13 protein-coding genes are annotated in these 18,795 nt (G+C 67.9%); 6 read left to right on the top strand and 7 right to left on the bottom strand.

The window, feature by feature from the left end; all coding sequences use genetic code 11:
• Positions 1–73 precede the first annotated feature (73 nt).
• Entirely contained in the window at positions 74–1,249 is a 1,176-nt protein-coding gene (hpnI, locus tag DPV79_RS05555; RefSeq protein WP_059486612.1) for a bacteriohopanetetrol glucosamine biosynthesis glycosyltransferase HpnI, read from the bottom strand.
• 639 nt (positions 1,250–1,888) lie between these two features.
• Here hpnI and DPV79_RS05550 point away from each other — a divergent pair.
• On the top strand, positions 1,889–2,887 hold the full coding sequence (locus DPV79_RS05550) for an LLM class flavin-dependent oxidoreductase (protein WP_048024384.1): 999 nt from the start codon (positions 1,889–1,891) through the stop codon (positions 2,885–2,887).
• Positions 2,888–2,923: 36 nt separating this feature from the next.
• On the opposite strand, the gene DPV79_RS05545 is transcribed toward DPV79_RS05550, so the two are convergent.
• Complete coding sequence (locus tag DPV79_RS05545) at positions 2,924–3,997, bottom strand: alpha/beta fold hydrolase (protein ID WP_113044972.1); 1,074 nt, start codon at positions 3,995–3,997, stop codon at positions 2,924–2,926.
• A 173-nt stretch (positions 3,998–4,170) separates the two neighbouring features.
• Between DPV79_RS05545 and pdxY the strand changes: the two genes are divergently transcribed.
• The 3 genes from pdxY to DPV79_RS05525 all read left to right on the top strand — a co-directional run bounded on the left by pdxY (position 4,171) and on the right by DPV79_RS05525 (position 9,021).
• Positions 4,171–5,031: a pyridoxal kinase PdxY gene (pdxY, locus tag DPV79_RS05540; protein ID WP_042977705.1), complete on the top strand. Its 861-nt coding sequence runs from the start codon at positions 4,171–4,173 to the stop codon at positions 5,029–5,031.
• 326 nt (positions 5,032–5,357) lie between these two features.
• Positions 5,358–7,502: a phosphocholine-specific phospholipase C gene (locus DPV79_RS05535; RefSeq protein ID WP_113044971.1), complete on the top strand. Its 2,145-nt coding sequence runs from the start codon at positions 5,358–5,360 to the stop codon at positions 7,500–7,502.
• A gap of 370 nt (positions 7,503–7,872) precedes the next feature.
• Positions 7,873–9,021, top strand: coding sequence for a branched-chain amino acid ABC transporter substrate-binding protein (locus DPV79_RS05525; protein ID WP_113044970.1), 1,149 nt, complete (start codon positions 7,873–7,875; stop codon positions 9,019–9,021).
• Between the two features lie 124 nt (positions 9,022–9,145).
• Here DPV79_RS05525 and DPV79_RS05520 read toward each other — a convergent pair whose 3' ends face one another.
• Positions 9,146–9,907 (bottom strand): FadR/GntR family transcriptional regulator, encoded by a 762-nt coding sequence (locus tag DPV79_RS05520; RefSeq protein WP_021163105.1) that lies wholly within the window; start codon positions 9,905–9,907, stop codon positions 9,146–9,148.
• A gap of 359 nt (positions 9,908–10,266) precedes the next feature.
• Here DPV79_RS05520 and gudD point away from each other — a divergent pair, with 359 nt between their 5' ends.
• Positions 10,267–11,619: a glucarate dehydratase gene (gene gudD, locus DPV79_RS05510; RefSeq protein WP_048022991.1), complete on the top strand. Its 1,353-nt coding sequence runs from the start codon at positions 10,267–10,269 to the stop codon at positions 11,617–11,619.
• Positions 11,620–11,872: 253 nt separating this feature from the next.
• Here the strand turns inward: gudD and DPV79_RS05505 are convergent, their stop codons facing one another.
• Positions 11,873–12,679 (bottom strand): hypothetical protein, encoded by an 807-nt coding sequence (locus DPV79_RS05505; RefSeq protein ID WP_059486605.1) that lies wholly within the window; start codon positions 12,677–12,679, stop codon positions 11,873–11,875.
• 234 nt (positions 12,680–12,913) lie between these two features.
• A complete protein-coding gene (locus tag DPV79_RS05495; RefSeq protein WP_027787985.1) occupies positions 12,914–13,978 on the bottom strand; it encodes a glycosyltransferase family 4 protein in 1,065 nt (354 codons plus the stop codon).
• Between the two features lie 564 nt (positions 13,979–14,542).
• Here DPV79_RS05495 and DPV79_RS05490 point away from each other — a divergent pair.
• Positions 14,543–16,375 carry an ABC transporter ATP-binding protein gene (locus DPV79_RS05490; RefSeq protein ID WP_042977612.1) on the top strand — a complete coding sequence of 611 codons (1,833 nt, stop codon included), beginning with the start codon at positions 14,543–14,545 and terminating at the stop codon, positions 16,373–16,375.
• A gap of 78 nt (positions 16,376–16,453) precedes the next feature.
• Here the strand turns inward: DPV79_RS05490 and otsA are convergent, their stop codons facing one another.
• Positions 16,454–17,833: an alpha,alpha-trehalose-phosphate synthase (UDP-forming) gene (gene otsA / locus DPV79_RS05485; protein ID WP_059681850.1), complete on the bottom strand. Its 1,380-nt coding sequence runs from the start codon at positions 17,831–17,833 to the stop codon at positions 16,454–16,456.
• Complete coding sequence (gene otsB, locus DPV79_RS05480) at positions 17,830–18,582, bottom strand: trehalose-phosphatase (protein WP_111939660.1); 753 nt, start codon at positions 18,580–18,582, stop codon at positions 17,830–17,832. Before otsB ends, otsA begins: the two co-directional genes overlap by 4 nt.
• Between the last annotated feature and the right edge of the window lie 213 nt (positions 18,583–18,795).

Genomic DNA, 18,795 nt, shown 5'->3' with positions numbered 1-18,795 from the left:
CTGTCATGTCGCGCCGCGCGGCCTCGCCGCGCAGCGCGTGTCGGCCCTCGGGCCGGGTTCGACCGGAACGGCCCTAGCGGCCGTCCACTGCTTCCACGGCCGCCGTCGCGCGCTCGCCGCCGACGACCGTCATCCTCGCGCCGCGCCACACGACATGCGTGCCGAACACGGCCGCGAGCCACTCGAGCGCGAGCAGCGTGTCGCGCACCGCGACGAGCGGCAAGTCGCGCCAGAATGCGCGCCAGCCGTCCTCGCCGCGCGCGTGCAGCACGAGCCGCCCGAACGCGCCCACCACGGCCGCCCCGCCCGCCAGCGAGCCGGCGAAGGTTCCGTCGAGGCGCAGCGCGAGCGCCGCGCCGATCGCGAGCCACGGCACGGTGAACGTAATGAACAGGAACGCGAAACCGGCCGGGTTCAGCGAACGGATCGTGCGCAGCCAGCGCGTCTCGCGGTGCCACAGCGGCCCGAACGACGGCTCGATCACGTCGGTCGCGACCTCGACCTCCGACAGCACGGTGCGGCGCCCGAGGCGGCGCGGCAGCTCGGCCAGCCAGAAATCGTCGGCCAGTTCGTCCTTCAGCGCGGGAAAACCGCCGATCCGGTCGAGCGTGTCGCGCGTCAGCGCGAGCGTCGCGCCGAAGCCGAAGCGGCTCGAGCGGCCGAGATGCGTGATCCGGACCGACGGCGCGAACCAGGCGTCGACGAACTGCGCGCCGATTCGCGTCCAGAACCCGCCGACGCTGCGCGCATGATACAGGCACGTGACGACGCCGACCGACACGTCGGCGAGCGGTGCCGTCACGCGCTCCAGATAATCGGGCGTCACCGCGATGTCGCTGTCCGCGATCACGATGCGGCCGTATTTCGCGCGTTCGGCGAGGTTGATCAGGTTGCTGACCTTCAGGTTCTTGCCGTGCACGCGCGCATCGATCACGAGCGTGATGTCGCACTCGGGGTAATCGGCGCGCAACCGTTCGACCACGGCGACGGCCGGATCGGCCGCCGACGCGACGCCAAACAGTACTTCGTAACGCGGATGGCGCTGCTCGCAGAACGTCGCGAGGTTTTCGTACAGGTGCGGCTCCGCGCCGCACAGCGGCTTGAGCACGCTGACCGGCTCGAAGCCGTCGCGCGCGGCCGTGCGCGGCGTCCGCGGCCGCGGCGCGAACGCGGCGACGAGCGCATAACCGGCCGCGGCCAGCGTGAAGACGATCAGGAGCCAGTCGAGCATCGTTGCGGTTGCCGTCATGCGCGACGCCTCCCGGCGACCTGAACGCCATGGAGAACGCTTGAACGCGATTGAGCGTGATTCGGTATTCCGACAACGACGAACGCGGGCACGACCCGACTCCTTGTTCCAGCAGCGTCTGTATATGAGGGAGGCTCGACCCATCCTTCGGGTGTGGCCATGCCCGGCTTCGCGTGGTGCACCTCCGCGGGAAACCCGGGCGAGATGCGGGAAGACTCGTATGGCTACCTTCGGCACAACATGGGCAGGCGCCGGATTTTAGCAGTCTGCGGCACCCCGCGCTCGGCGCTACGAGAAACGGACTTGTGCATTTCCGGCAAAGCTGCGCAGTCGGCGAACCATTTGAGCGCACCCGCGTTCACGTTAGCGTAAGCGGTTTGCAGGCGTATTGCAGTCTTGAAAATCAATCGTTTCGTGCAAATTTGTACGTCGATGCGGATTCACATCCAATCGCCGTAAAGATTGGTAATTAATCGCCGATTGGATTGATTTTTGCAACGATCACCGGATTCGGCGCTGCACCCCTGAAACGCGCATGGGTATCGCACCGCTCCCAGCACGTTCCGGAACCCTTTGGCAAAATCCCTGGCATTTGTTGCGTAAGCGCATCACCCAGCCCCCTTGTTCGAAGGCCAACCGATGACTCCGTTTTCCGTACTCGATCTCGCCCCCATTCCGGCCGGCGCCGACGCCTCCCAGGCGTTCCGCAACACCGTCGATCTCGCGCAGCACGCGGAACGGTGGGGCTACCAGCGCTACTGGCTGGCCGAGCATCACAACATGCCGGGCATCGCGAGCGCGGCCACCGCCGTCGTGATCGGCCATGTCGCGGGCGCGACGCAGACGATCCGCGTCGGGTCGGGCGGCATCATGCTGCCGAACCACGCACCGCTCGTGATCGCCGAGCAGTTCGGCACGCTCGCGTCGCTGTATCCGGGGCGCATCGACCTCGGCCTCGGCCGCGCGCCCGGCACCGACCAGACCACGTCGCGCGCGCTGCGCCGCGACCTGATCGGCAGCGCCGATTCGTTTCCGGACGATGTCGCCGAGCTGCAGCGCTACTTCGCGGAGCCGGTGCCCGGCCAGCGCGTGCGCGCGGTGCCCGGCGCGGGGCTCGACGTGCCCGTGTGGCTGCTCGGTTCGAGTCTGTTCAGCGCGCAGCTGGCGGCGATGCTCGGGCTGCCGTTCGCGTTCGCGTCGCACTTCGCGCCGGATTACCTGATGCGCGCGCTCGAGATCTATCGTGCGCAGTACCGGCCGTCGGCCGCGTGGCCGAAGCCGCATGCGATGGTCGGCGTCAACGTGTTCGTCGCCGATACCGACGACGAGGCGCGGCGCCTGTTCACGTCGCTGCAGCAGCAGTTCATCAATCTGCGGCGCGGCACGCCGGGCAAGCTGCCGCCGCCCGTCGACGTGCTCGAGGCCAACGAACTCGAGCTCGCGACCGTCGCGCATTCGCTGTCGTTCGCGGCGGTCGGCTCGCGCGACACCGTGCGCGACAAGCTGCGCGACCGCATCGCGCAGACGGGGGCCGACGAGCTGATCGTCACCGCGCAGATCTACGATCACGCGGCACGGCTGCGTTCGTTCGAACTGACCGCGCAGATCCGCGACGAGCTCGCGAGCGAGGTGCGCTGACGGCACACGCCCGAGCCGCCCGCAGCCGCCCCCGCGTCACTGCGGGTGCGCGGCCTCCAGCCCGTCGAGCAGCGCCTTGTGAAACGCGTCCGGATCCTGGATCTGTGGCGCGTGCCCGAGCGCCGGGAATTCGACGAGCTGCGCGCCGGGGATCGCGGCCTGCGTCCGCTTCGCGAGTTCCGGGTAGCGGCCGAGCTTCGCATGCACGTCGGGCGGCGACACGTCCTTGCCGATCGCGGTCGTATCCTTGTCGCCGATCATCAGCAGCGTCGGCACGCGGATCGCGCCGAGTTCGTAGACCACCGGCTGCGTGAGGATCATGTCGTAGATCAGCGCGGAGTTCCAGGCGACCGCGTCGCGGCCGGTGCCACGGTACATCCCGGCCAGCATCTGCACCCAGCGCTCGTACGACGGCGACCACTTGCCGGCGTAGTACGTGCCCTGCTCATAGCGGCGAATGCTGTCGGCCGTGGTCTTCTGCTCGCGCGCATACCAGTAGTCGACCGGCAGCGGCGGCACGCCGAGCGCCTTCCAGTCCTCGAGGCCGATCGGGTTCACGAGCACGAGCTGCTCGGTCGCCTTCGGATACATCAGCGCGTAGCGCATCGCGAGCATCCCGCCCGTCGAGTGGCCGACGATCGTCGCCGACTTCACCCCCACCGATTCGAGCAGCGCGTGCGTGTTGCGCGCCAGTTGCTGGAAGCTGTACTGGTAGCGATCGGGCTTCGACGACTTGCAGAAGCCGATCTGGTCCGGTGCGATCACGCGATAGCCGGCCCGGCTCAGCACGCCGATCGTGTCCTCCCAGGTCGCCGCGCAGAAGTTCTTTCCGTGCAACAGCACGACGGTGCGGCCGTTCGGGTGCGCCGGCGGCACGTCGAGATAGGCCATCTCGAGCGTTTCGCGTTGCGACACGAACGTATACACATGCACGGGTGCCGGATAGGTGAACCCTTCCAGGCGCGGGCCGTACACGGGCCCGTCGTTGCCGGCGGCCGATGCGGCGGCCGATGCGGCGGCCGCCGCGACAGGCATGGCGCACGCGGCGGCGACACCCGCGCCGAGCACGACGGCGCGCACGGCATACAACATCTTGCGAATCGAAAGCATGGCGATCACGGTGATTGGAGACGCACGCGGGCAGCCGGGCCGCCTCGCGCCCCGCGATTCTACGCGGTCGCGCTGACGACGGCGCGCAACACTCCGGGGCCGCGCGACTTCCGCGCGCGCGACGAACTCGGGTATCGTGTGACGTGACCCTGAAACGCGTGCAGGCGATTCCCATGAAAAACGTCCTCAGCATTCAGTCGCACGTCATCTACGGCCATGCCGGCAACAGTGCGGCCGTGTTCCCGATGCAGCGCCTCGGCGTCAACGTCTGGCCGCTCAATACCGTCCAGTTGTCGAATCACATGCAGTACGGCCATTGGGCGGGCAGCGCGATCGATGCCGCGAAGATGGAGCAGCTCGTCGACGGCATCGCCGCGATCGGCGCGCTCAAGCGCTGCGACGCCGTGCTGTCCGGCTTCCTCGGCTCGCCGCCGCAGGCGCGCGCGGCCGTCGAGATCGTCCGCTCGGTGAAGGCGATGAACCCGAACGCGTGGTACTTCTGCGATCCGGCGATGGGCCAGACGGGCGGCATCCGGCCCGAACCCGGCGTCGAGGAATTCATGGTCCAGGAAATGCCGGCGCTCGCCGACGGCATGTCGCCGAACCACACCGAACTGCAGAAGCTGGCCGGGCGGCGCATCGAAACCGTCGCCGAAGCCGTCGAAGCGTGCCGCGCACTGATCCGGCGCGGCCCGCAAATCATCCTCGTCAAGCACCTGCACGACCGCAACAGCCCGGCCGATCGCTTCAACATGCTCGCCGTCACCGAAACCGAGGCATGGATCGGCCAGCGCCCGCTGTACGCGTTTCCGCGCCATCCGGTCGGCGTCGGCGACCTGACCAGCGCGATCTTCGTCGCATGCCGGCTGCGCGGCGACTCCGTGCGCGCCGCGTTCGAGCACACGCTCGCAGCCGTGCATGCGGTTGTGAAGGCGACCTACGATGCGCGCCGCTACGAGCTCGAGCTCGTCGCCGCGCAGGACGAGATCGCACGCCCGAGCGAATGGTTCGGCGCGTGGGTGACGGACGCCTGACGTAGCGGCATCGCCCACCGCTTCAGCGGCGTGCATTCCGCGCTTTCTCATTGTCCCGTTGTCCTGCTTTCCTGCTTTCCTGCTTTCCTGTTGTCCCGCTTTCCCGCTCTCCCCCTGCGTCACCACGACCGTTCGCGATATGCCCCGACGCTGCGTCGATATCGCTTCGATGCGGATGCAAACGTTTCCGGACTTCACATGAATGACACCGATTCCTCGCTATGCTCGCGGCGGCACGCACCAACGCAGCCGCATCCTGCGACCCGGTGTGCGCCGTTCCCGCTGGTCCCGCCAATCGGCTCCCTCTTTACCCCACGATAACGACCATGACCCGATCGAACCGTCGTGACTTCCTGCGCGTCGCTGCCGGCACCGCCGGCGCCGCCGCGCTGAACCTGTTCCCGCCCGTGATCCGCGATGCGCTCGCGATTCCCGCGAACCGCCGCACCGGCACCATCCGCGATATCGAACACATCGTGATCCTGATGCAGGAGAACCGCTCGTTCGACCACTACTTCGGCACGATGCGCGGTGTCCGAGGCTTCGGCGACCCGCGCCCGCTGCGCCTCGCGAACGGCAAGTCGGTGTTCCATCAGCCGGTCGGCCCGGCCGAGCTGCTGCCGTTCCATCCGGGCGCGGACAAGCTCGGCCTGCAGTTCCTGCAGGACCTGCCGCACGGCTGGCAGGACATGCACGCGGCATGGAACAAGGGCCGCTACGACCAGTGGGTGCCGAACAAGGGCACCACGACGATGGCGTACCTGAAGCGCGACGACATCCCGTTCCACTACCAGCTCGCCGACGCGTTCACGATCTGCGACGCGTACCACTGCGCGATCCCGAGCTCGACCGACCCGAACCGCTACTACATGTGGACGGGCTACGTCGGCAACGACGGCACGGGCGGCGGCCCGGTGCTCGGCAACGAGGAAAAGGGCTACGGCTGGACGACCTATCCGGAGGTGCTCGAACAGGCCGGCGTGTCGTGGAAGATCTACCAGGACATCGGCACGGGGCTCGACGCGAACGGCTCGTGGGGCTGGACGCAGAACCCGTACATCGGCAACTACGGCGACAACTCGCTGCTCTACTTCAACCAGTACCGCACCGCGTTGCCCGGCACGCCGCTGTACGACAAGGCGCGCACCGGCACCAACATCAGCGCCGGCGGCACGCTGTTCGACGTCCTGCAGCAGGACGTGAAGAACGGCACGCTGCCGCAGGTGTCGTGGATCTGCGCGCCGGAAGCGTATTCCGAGCACCCGAACTGGCCGGCGAACTACGGTGCGTGGTACATCGAGCAGGTGCTGAAGGCGCTCGTGTCGAATCCGGACGTATGGAGCAAGACCGCGCTCTTCATCACGTACGACGAAAACGACGGCTTCTTCGACCACGTGCAGCCGCCGTTCGCGCCGCAGTCGCGCGACAACGGGCTGTCGACGGTCGCGACGACCAACGAGGTATTCCCCGGCGACGCATCGCACATGGCCGGCCCGTACGGGCTCGGGCCGCGCGTGCCAATGCTCGTCGTGTCGCCGTGGACGAAAGGCGGCTGGGTCTGCTCGCAGACCTTCGATCACACGTCGCTGCTGCAATTCATCGAGGCGCGTTTCGGCGCGCAATACCCGGTCAAGGCGGCCAACGTGTCGCCGTGGCGTCGCGCGGTGTGCGGCGACCTGACCGCCGCGTTCGATTTCGCGACGGCCGACGCCGGCTGGCCGACGCTGCCGGATACGAGCGGCTACGCGCCGCCCGACCGCCTGCGCCACCCCGACTACATCCCCGTGCCGCCGGTGCTGCAGAAGCTGCCGAAGCAGGAGGCCGGACTGCGGCCGGCGCGCGCGCTGCCTTACGAGCTGTTCGTGCACGGCCGCGTCGAATCGGTCAACGGCCAGTTCCGGCTGACCTTCGCGAACACGGGCCGGGCAGGCGCCGCGTTCCAGGTGCAGTCACGCAACCGCCTCGACGGCCCGTGGGCGTACACCGTCGAAGCCGGCAAGCGGATCGCCGACACGTGGAGCGCCGCGGCGTCGCTCGGCCTGTACGACCTCGACGTGTACGGCCCGAACGGCTTCTACTGCCATTTCCGCGGCCCGTTCGCGACCGGCGTCGGCAGCGCGAACGTGAACCCCGAGGTGATCTACGGCTATGACGTCGCGAACGGCAACATCACGCTGCGCCTGATGAACCGCGGCCACAAGGCGGTGCGGCTCAAGGTCACGAACGCATACGGCCACGGCCGCGCGCGCACGTTCGATCTCGCGCCGGGCCAGCAGATCGACGACTACTGGGATCTGCGCGGCAGCCACGGCTGGTACGACCTGACCGTCAGCGACGGCCGGCTGCTCGGCTTCCTGCGCCGCTTCGCGGGCCACGTCGAGACGGGGCGCCCGAGCACCAGCGATCCGCTGATCCGCACGACCGCGTCGCACGACGACGCCGAAGCCGCGTCGGACGCCCTGTCCGACTGACGTCACCCCACGCGCGGCGCGGCCCCGGCGGGCCGCGCCGCGTTTTTGCCCCGCACCGCTCCCCTTTCTCTGCGCCCGTTCCGTTCGCGACGGGAAACTCCCGATACCGGCCGCCGCCGCTCGCGCGGAAGCTATGCGCAAATCCGCATCGAATGCGCGACAAATTTCCAAGACCCGCGCATATCGGCGACCTATATATCGAAGCAATCGGGGCTCTTCGCGGAGCCTGACGGGAGATGTTTCCGAGGGTCACGATGCCGACCTCCCCGCCCGATTCCGAGAAGCGGTCGAACCGCCCGCCCGTCGCACGCGCCCGGCCCGCCCAGGCGCGCGCGGTACCCACTCGCCGGTGTCGAACAAGAGGAACAACATGAAATTCCGTCATTCCCTGCTGTCGGTGTCCATTGCATCCGCGCTTGCCCTCCTCTCGCAACAGGCCGCCCAGGCTGCCGACGCAACCGACGTGAAGGTCGGCTTCGCCGCGCCGCTCACGGGCGTGAACGCCGGCTACGGCAAGGATCTGCAAAACGGCGTGCAGCTCGCGCTCGACGATGCGGCCGCGCAGAAGGTGCAGATCGCCGGCAAGCCCGCCCACTTCAATCTCGTCGTGCAGGACGACCAGGCCGACCCGCGCATCGGCGTGCAGGCCGCGCAGGCGCTGGTCGACCAGAACGTGTCGGTCGTGGTCGGCCACTTCAACTCGGGGACGACGATCCCGGCGTCGGTGGTCTACGACAAGGCCGGCATTCCGGTGATCGACCCGGCCGCGACCAACCCGACGCTCACGTCGCGCGGACTCGCGAACATGTTCATGGTGATCGCGACCGACGGCCAGAACGCCGGCAACGCCGGCAAGTACGCGGTCGAGGTGACGAAGGCGAAGCGCATCGCGATCATCGACGACCGCACCGCGTTCGGCCAGGGTGAGGCCGACGAATTCGAGAAGGCGGTGAAGGCCGCGGGCGGCACGATCATCGGCCGCGAGTTCACCAACAACCAGGCAGTCGACTTCCGCGCGCAGATCACGAGCCTGAAGGGCAAGAATCCGGACCTGATCTTCTTCGGCGGCCTCGATTCGCTCGCCGCGAACTTCATCAAGCAGATGCGCCAGCTCGGGCTGAACGCGCAGTTCGTCGGCGGCGGCGGCGTGAAGGACAACGAGTTCATCAAGATCGCGGGCCCGGCCGCCGAAGGCGCGATGGCATGGGAATACGGCCAGCCGCTCGACGAGCTGCCGCAGGGGAAGGATTTCGAGGCGCGTTTCAAGAAGCGCTTCGGCGTCGACGTGCTGTCGTACGCGCAGTTCGGCTACGACGCCGCGTGGGCGGCGATCAAGGCGATGCAGGCGGCCGGCTCGACCGACCCGAAGGTCTACCGTCCGGCGCTGAAGAAGATCGACTTCGAAGGCGTCACCGGCCGCATCTCGTTCGCGAGCGACGGTTCGCTGAAGAGCGGGATGTCGACGCTGTACCAGGTGAAGAGCGGCGCGTGGAAGACGATCACGACGAAGGGAGGCTGATCGGCGGTGCCGGCGGCCGGCGGCGGACAGGCCGCCCGGCCGCGGAGATCGGTGAACGGATATCGATCTCGTATGACGACTGATGTTGATGCGATTCGACCGGGCGGACGCGCCGCCCGGCGCATCAGCCGGCCTGCGTGTCGCGCTCGGCCTCGGCCGCCTCGTGCGCGCGGCGCAGCCGCTCGCGGCTGTTGGTGAGGTGCGTGCGCATCGCGGCGCGCGCGGCCTCCGGATCGTGGCGCGCGATCGCCTCGTAGATGTCCTCGTGTTCGTGGTTCAGCCGGCCGACGTACCGCTCCAGATCGTCACCGGCAAAGCGGGCCGAATTCACGCGCGTACGTGGGATGATCGACGTGCCGAGCTGCGTCATGATGTCGACGAAATAGCGGTTGCCGGTGGATTGCGCGATCTGCAGGTGGAACTGGAAATCGAGCTGCGCCGTGTCGCGGCCGCCGCCCGCCCCCGTTGCGATCGCGTCGAGCGCGCGCCGCAGCGCGACCAGGTCGGTATCGTTCGCGCGCTGCGCGGCGAGGCTCGCGCATTCGCTCTCGAGGCTGATGCGCAGTTCCAGCACCGCGAGCACGTCGCGCAGCGTCGTGATCGTCGCCGGGTCGATCCCGAGCGTCTGGCGGCGCGACGGCTCCAGCACGAAGCTGCCGATGCCGTGGCGCGTCTCGATGAGGCCGCTCGCCTGCATCCGCGAGATGGCCTCGCGCACGACCGTACGGCTCACGCCCTGCGCCGCCATGACTTCGGTTTCGGTCGGCAGCTTGTCGCCGGGACGCAGCGTGCCGTTTTCGATCTGCGCGGTCAGCGCGTCGACGACATCTTGTGCGAGGCTGCGTGCGCGACGGCGCGGCGCTGCGGGAAGCGTAGGCACGGACATGAGGCCGGTTCCTTTTTGAATGATCGTAATGTGAGCCGAGGGTTTACGCGGGGTTTGAGCGAAAGCCGACGATTCATTATACTGCGTCACAAGTCATCCGACGACTGATGATCAAAACACGGATCTCCTGTCGACTCAAGCGCGCACGCCGGCACTGCCTGGTCCCATGCCTTACGATCAGCCAGCTTTCGCGTTCTGCGCTCCGCTGGTCAGGTTGTCGCTCCCACCCCGTTCCGGGTTGCGTCGACCTGCGGGGGCTTGCGCGCCGCGCACGTCGGTTGTCGAATGATCGCACCTCCTGCCGCGCGCGGCAAAGCTTTTGCCGCACGGCATTGCCCACCCTTCTGCCATCGCCGCCCATGAACGCCGTCACTGCCTCGCCCTCCCACGACACGCCGCGCATCGTCGACCTGCAAGCGATTCCGGTCGCCGGCCACGACAGCATGCTGCTCAACCTGAGCGGCGCACACGGCCCGTTCTTCACCCGCAACCTCGTGATCCTGAAGGACAGCGCGGGCCGGACCGGCGTCGGCGAAGTGCCCGGCGGCGAAAGCATCCGCCGCACGCTCGACGATGCGCGTGCGCTCGTCGTCGGCCAGCCGGTCGGCAATTACCATGCGGTGCTCAACGACGTGCGGCGCACCTTCGCCGACCGCGACGCGAGCGGCCGCGGTCTGCAGACCTTCGACCTGCGCACGACGATCCACGCGGTCACCGCGCTCGAGGCTGCGCTGCTCGACCTGCTGGGCCAGCATCTCGGCGTGCCGGTCGCCGCGCTGCTCGGCGAGGGCCAGCAGCGCGAGCGCGTCGAAATGCTCGGCTACCTGTTCTACGTCGGCGATCGAACGAAGACCGCGCTGCCCTACCGCGACGGCAGCGGCGCGACCGACGACTGGACGCGTGTGCGTGACGCAGCCGCGCTGACGCCCGAGGCCGTCGTGCGGCTCGCCGAAGCCGCGCATGCGCGCTACGGCTTCAACGACTTCAAGCTGAAGGGCGGCGTATTCGAAGGTGCGAGCGAGATCGAGGCCGTGACGGCGCTCGCCGAGCGCTTCCCCGACGCGCGCGTGACGCTCGACCCGAACGGCGCATGGTCGCTCGACGAGGCCGTGCGGCTGTGTCGCGACCAGCATCACGTGCTCGCCTACGCGGAAGATCCGTGCGGCGCCGAGAACGGCTACTCGGGCCGCGAGGTGATGGCCGAATTCCGCCGCGCGACGGGGCTGCCGACGGCAACCAACATGATTGCGACCGACTGGCGGCAAATGGGCCACGCGGTGCAGTTGCAGGCCGTCGACATTCCGCTCGCCGATCCGCATTTCTGGACGATGCAGGGTTCGGTGCGCGTCGCGCAGATGTGTCGCGACTGGGGCCTCACGTGGGGCTCGCACTCGAACAACCACTTCGACGTGTCGCTCGCGATGTTCACGCATGTCGCGGCCGCCGCACCGGGCCAGGTCACCGCGATCGACACGCACTGGATCTGGCAGGACGGCGAGCGCCTGACGCGCGAGCCGCTGAAGATCGAAAACGGGCTGGTAGACGTGCCGAAGCGCCCGGGCCTCGGCATCGATATCGACATGGATGCCGTAGCGGTCGCGCACGAGTTGTACAAGCAGCACGGGCTCGGTGCCCGCGACGACGCGGCGGCGATGCAGTACCTGATTCCGGGTTGGACTTTCAACAACAAGCGCCCCTGCCTCGTGCGCTGAGCGCGAAACGGACCGGGCGGCTGAATCGCCCGGCCGGGCCGGGCTCAAGACGAGCGGCGAGGCGCGGCTGGCGGGTGTCTGGCGGAAAACGCTGCTCGAATCGAACAGGATCCGGATCGGGATGGCGATGGGAATCCGGCCGGCCCTATCGGGACTCGGCCGGGCCTGGCCGGATTTGGCCGGCCACACCTATCCGGCCATTCCTGACCGTCCGCCCCCATCCCCCGCGCCCGCACGCCGTGCGCGGGACTTGTCAGACGATCTGCTTGAGCGCGGCGTCGAGCGCGAGCACCGCGACGCGGTCGCCTTCGGTCGCGAGCGGCGCGCGCATGACGATCTGCCGGTTATGGCCGACGGCCGCCGGCGAATCCCACAGCAGCTCGACCTTCGGTCGATTGAACAGGCCGCCGCGGCGCGGCGGCACGACCGAAGGCTGTCCGCCCGTCGCCCCTTCGCCGGCGGCAGGCGCCGCACGGCCGGGCCAGCGCACCGACAGTTCGCGCGCGTCGTACTGGCCGACCTTGCGGCTTTCCATCCAGACGATCGCGGTGCGCGTCAGCACGTCGAGCGAAATCGCATAACGGCCGACCGCGAAGCGGCGGGCCGCCACGTTGGTCCGCCACAGCGGCCGCGGGCGGCAGATCCAGACGATCGCCGCATAAAGCGCCGGGGCGGCAACGAGCCAGCCGTTGGTCGCCGTCACGGCATGCAGCGCGAGGCGCCAGCCATCCACCCAGACGAACATGCCGATCGACCAGACCGCGAACAGGAAACCGATCAGCGCGAAGACGCGCAGCGCCTGGCGCAGCCACTGCGGCAGCGGATGGAACGGCCGCTCGGCGCGCGCGACGGCACCCGGCAGCGCGAGCAGCAGGAAGATCAGCAGGAGGTAGACGAACGCCCAGGGCGACGACACCATCGCGGACAGCGACGAGCGATAGCCCATCTGGGACATCGAGAACAGCCAGCGCGCGAGCAGCACGAGACCGATCGCACGCAACGCGAAGATCACACCGGCGCCGGGGGCCGGCGCTGCGCGCGTGGATTTCGTTCTCGCCAAGACTGCTCTCCTCTGGATATTCGTGCGGGGCCGGATTTCACGGCACGGCCATTATAGGGACATTACCGTCTGGACAGACGGCTGGATGCCATGGCGGGCCGCTTCGAGGGCCGTTCGCGGCGTCGGGCGCGGCGAGAATACAACAGATCCGCGCCGCGGATGTGACAACGCCCCGCCGGAAACCCGGACGGGGCGTCGTTGGCGAGCCGCGCGCCGCCAGGCGGCGGCCCGCAATCAGCCTGCGTTGACTTCGCGGAGCACCGTGCGACGCTTCTGGCGCAGCAGTTCCTCGTAGCCCTTCACGTAGTTCTGCGCCATCACCTTCGACGAGAAGCGTGCTTCGAACGCGGCGCGGACCTTCTCGCGCGGCAGCGTATCGAGGCGCTTGAGCGCCGCGACGGCCGACAGTTCGTCTTCGACGACGAAGCCCGACACGCCGTTGTCGATCACTTCCGGCACCGAGCCGCGCTTGAACGCGATCACCGGCGTGCCGCAGGCCATTGCCTCGATCATCACCAGGCCGAAGGGCTCCGGCCAGTCGATCGGGAACAGCAGCGCGTGCGCGTTGCCCAGGAATTCCGTCTTTTCGGCTTCGCTGATTTCGCCGATGTACTCGACGTGCGGCAGCGCGAACAGCGGCTTGATCTTCTCTTCGTAGTACGCGCGGTCAGCCTTGTCGAGCTTCGCGGCGATCTTGATCGGCAGGCCGGCCTGCTCGGCGATGCGGATCGCCGTGTCGACGCGCTTCTCCGGCGAGATGCGGCCGAGGAACGCGAGGTAGCTCGGCTTCACGTTCGGGATCGGCGTCAGCAGGTTTTCCGGCAGGCCGTGGTAAACGGTCGACAGCCAGTTCGCCTGCGGCAGCGGGATGCGCTGGTTGTCGGAGATCGACACGACCGGCACGTCGCTGAATGCATTGAAGATCGGCTGCAGTTCCGGCAGGTCGAGACGGCCGTGCATCGTCGTCAGATGCGGGACCGGCTGGCGCGAGAACAGCGAGAACGGGTAGTAGTCGATGTGGCAGTGCAGGACGTCGAACTCTTCCGCGCGGCGGCGCACCTGCTCGAGGAGCAGCATGTGCGGGGCCATCACGTCACGGATCGTCGGGTCGAGGCGCAGCGCCTGCGGCCAGCACGCTTCGAGCTTCGCGGAGGTTTGCGAATCGCCGCTCGCGAAGAGCGTAACGTCATGCCCCATCTCGACAAGTGCTTCGGTGAGGTAGGACACCACTCGCTCGGTACCACCGTACAGTTTCGGGGGCACCGCTTCGTGCAACGGAGCGATTTGGGCGATTCGCATGCGTAACTCCTAAAAAATCGGCTAAAAACCAGGTATGGGTCGGCAACCTGCCGGCGATCCGGGCTGGATGCATTTCGTCCGAAAAGTCGGACGAATCAGCCTGCCGGGGGCGTCAAACCCGCGCTGCTCAAGGAGCGTCGGCGACGCGACAGGCATAGAACGTTTGAAACGAAGACCCGTTGACAGGGGTTCGTAAAAAACCTGGAATCGAACCCGGAGCCGATTATCTAGGGTTAATCCCGATACGGCGCACAACATTTCAAACACTTTACTTTGTTACAAAGGTGCAACACTTTGCAACCCGCGGACTTGGGCGTCCGTTCTAGAGTGGAAGGCCCTTTTGGCATTCCTTGCCCCCGTGACTGCCGGCAGCGTGATTCCGGCACATGAGACAGGACGGGATGCCGGATTTTATCTCAAAATCGATCGAGCACCCCTGGCCGAGGCAAGATTCGCGCAGCGCAGCGCACGGCCTTGTTTACAATGCCGGATTATTCAGTCCGGGCGAACGCCGGCAAGCGATCCCGCCGCAACGCTCAATCACCGAATCACCGCACGCATATTTTGGAATCTCTCACCCCTGCCCAGCGCAACGCCCACAACGCGAAGCTGTCGAGCTACGCGCACCGGCCGATCGCGTTCCTGTTCCGCTACATCCGCCTGCATCCCGTTGCCCACCTGATCGTGCTCTGCAGCGTGCTGGCCGCCGTCGGCTGCGCGCTCGGCTCGCAATACGCGATCAAGCACCTGATCGACGTGCTGGCGACCGGGCGTCATCACCCCGGCCCGCTGTGGAGCGCATTCGCGCTGCTCGTCGGGCTGATCGCGGCCGACAACCTGCTGTGGCGCGTCGGCGGCTGGGTCGCCGCGCATACGTTCGTCGCGGTCACCGGCGACCTGCGGCGCGACCTGTTCCAGTACCTGATCGGCCATTCGCCGACCTACTACTCCGAAAAGCAGCCGGGCACGCTCGCGAGCCGCATCACGGCCACGTCGAACGCCGTCTACACGTCGGAGAACACGATGGCGTGGAACGTGCTGCCGCCGTGCATCGCGGTGATGGGCGCGATCCTGATGATCATCGTCGTCAATCCGATGATGGCCGCCGGCCTGCTCGGCTGTTCGGCCGTGCTGTCCGTGATCCTGTTCAAGCTCGCCGGGCGCGGCTCGGCCCGCCACCATGCGTTCGCGGCGAAGGCCGCCGCGGTCGACGGCGAACTCGTCGACGTGATCGGCAACATGGGCCTCGTGCGTGCGTTCGGGATGACGCTGCGCGAACAGAAGCGCTTCGGCGCAACGGTCAAGGCCGAGATGGATGCGCGCCAGCAAAGCCTGCTCTATCTCGAAAAGCTGCGCCTGCTGCACGCGGTGATCACCGCGATGCTGTCCGCCGGCCTGCTCGGCTGGGCGCTGTGGCTGTGGGACCAGGGCCGCGCGACGTCGGGCGACATCGTGCTCGTCAGCTCGCTCGGCTTCACGATCCTGCACGGCACGCGCGACCTCGCGGTCGCGCTCGTCGACGTCACCCAGCACGTCGCGCGCCTGTCCGAAGCCGTCAAGACGTTGCTCGAGCCGCACGGGATGCCTGATCGCTCGGACGCCCAGCCGCTGTCGGCCAAGGGCGGCCGCGTCGACTTCGAGCGCGTGACGTTCGCGTATCCGCACCGCCGCGCGATCCTCGACCACTTCGATCTCCATATCGAGCCGGGCCAGCGCGTCGGCCTGATCGGCAAGTCGGGCGCCGGCAAGTCGACCGTGCTCGCGCTGCTGCAGCGCTTCTACGACACGCAGGACGGCGTCGTGCAGGTGGACGGCCAGGACGTGAAGTCGATCACGCAGGACAGCCTGCGCCACGCGATCGCGCTCGTGCCGCAGGACATCTCGCTGCTGCACCGGACGATCTACGACAACATCGCGTACGGCCGCCCCGAAGCGACCCGCGACGAAGTGCTCGCGGCCGCGCGCGACGCGCGCTGCGCGGAGTTCATCGAAGCGATGCCGGAAGGCTATGACACGATCGTCGGCGACCGCGGCGTCAAGCTGTCGGGCGGCCAGCGCCAGCGCATCGCGATCGCGCGCGCGATCCTGAAGAACGCGCCGATCCTGCTGCTCGACGAAGCGACGTCCGCGCTCGACAGCGCATCCGAGGAAGCGATCCAGAGCGCGCTCGACCGCCTGATGGTCGGTCGCACGGTGATCGCGATCGCGCACCGCCTGTCGACGCTGCGCAACTTCGACCGGATCATCGTGATGAACAACGGCAAGGTCATCGACGACGGGCCGCCCGACGTGCTGCGCAATCGCCCCGGCCTGTACCGCGACCTGCTCGCGAAGCAGCACGGCCGCCATCACGCGGCGCCCGACGGCAGCACGCCGACCGGCGAACGCGTGGCCTGACGCACCGGCCCGCAGCCAGCAAAAAAGCCGCAGTGCTGCTCGCACTGCGGCTTTTTCATTTCCGGCGGGACGCGTCGGTTACACGTGCTGCAGATCGCGCAGGAAGTTGTCGCGCCACACCGACACGTTGTTCTCGCGAAGCTGCGCGATCATGTCCGTATAACGCGCGCGCCGCTCGGCGAGCGGCATCGTCAGCGCCTGCGACAACGCATCGGCCATCCCGTCGATATCGATCGGATTGACGATCAGCGCCCCCGTCAGCTCGCGCGCGGCGCCCGCGAAGCGCGACAGCACGAGCACGCCCGGATCGTCCGGATCCTGCGCGGATACGTACTCCTTCGCGACGAGGTTCATCCCGTCGCGCAACGGTGTCACGTAGCCGACCCGCGCGAGCCGGTACAGCGCCGCGAGCAGCTGGCGGTCGTACTGGCGATGGATATAGAGGATCGGTGCCCAGTCGAGCTCGGCGAAGCGTCCGTTGATGCGCCCCGACTCTCCTTCGAGCTGCAGGCGGATGTCCTGGTACGCGCGCAGCTCCGCTCGGGTCGACGGCGCGATCTGCAGGAACGACACGCGATTGCGATGCGACGGCTCGTGCTCGAGCAGCTTCTCGAACGCGCGGAAGCGCTCGACGAGTCCCTTCGAGTAATCGAGCCGGTCGACGCTCATGATCAGCTTGCGGCCCCGCAGCGACGCCGCGAGCGTGCGCACCGCCTTGCCGTGCTCGCCGGCCTGCGCGAGCGCCGCGATCTCGTCCGGATGCACGCCAATCGGATACGCGGCCGCGCGCAGCGTCCGGCCGAATGCGCGCACCGTCACCAGGCGGCCGTCGCGCTCGATCACGCCGTCCGCTTCGGATTCGACGTAATCGCAGAATGCGCGCAGGTCGGGTTCGGTCTGGAAGCCGAGCAGGTCGAACGCGCACAGCGACTCGACCAGGTCGCGATGCGGCGGCACGTTGACGAGCACCTGCGCGGCGGGAAACGGGATGTGCAGGAAGAAGCCGATGCGGTTCTTCACGCCGGCCGCGCGCAGCGCGCGCGCGAACGGGATCAGGTGATAGTCGTGCACCCAGATCACGTCGTCGTCCTGCAGCAGCGGCACGAGCTGCTGCGCGAGCCACACGTTCACGCGGCTGTAGCCTTCGAACTCGTGACGGTCGTACTGGATCAGGTCGGTGCGGTAGTGAAACGCGGGCCACAGCGTCGCGTTCGAGAAGCCGCGGTAATACTGGTCGTAGTCGCGCCGCGACAGGCCGATGGTCGCGAACGTGACCGGCCCGTGCTCCTCGACGCGAATCTGCGGCGCACCGGATGCGACGACCTCGCCGCTCCAGCCGAACCACATGCCGCCCGTCTCCTTCAGCGCATCGTAGACACCGATCGCGAGGCCGCCTGCCGCCGGTTCGCCTTCCGAAATCGGTGCGACGCGGTTTGAAACGATGATGAGGCGACTCATGCGTGCGGCTGCCCCGCACCGAGCCAGTGCGCGATCTGCTCATGCAGCGCGTCGACCGAATCGAGCCGCATGCGGGCGGACGTCTCGCCCGCGCCGACCTTGATCGACAGGCCGCCGCGCGCGTTGACCACCGCGAAGCCCTTCTCGTCGGTCAGGTCGTCGCCCGCGAACAGCGGCACGCGGCCCGCGAACGGCGGCTCGTCGAGGAACGCGGCCAGCGCGCGCCCCTTGTCGACCCCCTTCGGCTTGATCTCGAACACCATCTTGCCGGGCTGCAGCACATACGCATCGGCATAGTCGGCGACGAGGCGCTCGGCGGCCGCGCGCGCAGCCGCCTCGCGCTCGGGCGCGTTGCGGTAGTGCAGCGCAACGGCCGCGCCCTTGATTTCGAGCAGCATGCCCGGATGACGGTCGACGACGGCCGCCAGCTCGCGCTCGATGCGCAGCAGGCGTTCGTCGTTGAAGCCGATGCGCTGCGTGTCGCCGTTCGCATCGCGGCGCTCCGCGCCGTGCAGGCCGGCGATCGGCAGGCCGGGCATCTTGAGGAACGTGTCGAGGTTGTCGATACCGCGCCCGGACACGATCGCGACCGCACCGTGCGAGCGGCGCCGCAGCTCGTCGAGCAGCGTCAGCAGCGACGGCGGAACGTGAATGCTGTCGGGCGTCGGCGCCAGTTCGACGAGCGTGCCGTCGAAGTCGAAGAAGAACGCGGTATCGGTCAGGGACAGGGAAGCCGGAACGGATTGCATCGATTCGATAGTCTGAGGGCCGGCCGGCAAACGCCGCACCGCCGCTGCGCGAATGGAATTGTGCGCATCTTACCGCGCCTGCGCACCGAGATGGGCGAAACCGGCGCATCGCCAGCCGCGCGCCGCCGATTGCGTCAACTGCGACATATTGCCCCGCTCGCCCGCCCCGTACGGGTTTCGAAAGGACGCGGGCGCGCGAATTGCGCTACAGTC

This window comes from Burkholderia reimsis (assembly GCF_003294055.1).
GTDB classification, from domain to species: domain Bacteria; phylum Pseudomonadota; class Gammaproteobacteria; order Burkholderiales; family Burkholderiaceae; genus Burkholderia; species Burkholderia cepacia.
Note: the sequence above shows the minus strand (reverse complement) of the source record. Positions and strands in the feature narration are given on the sequence as shown.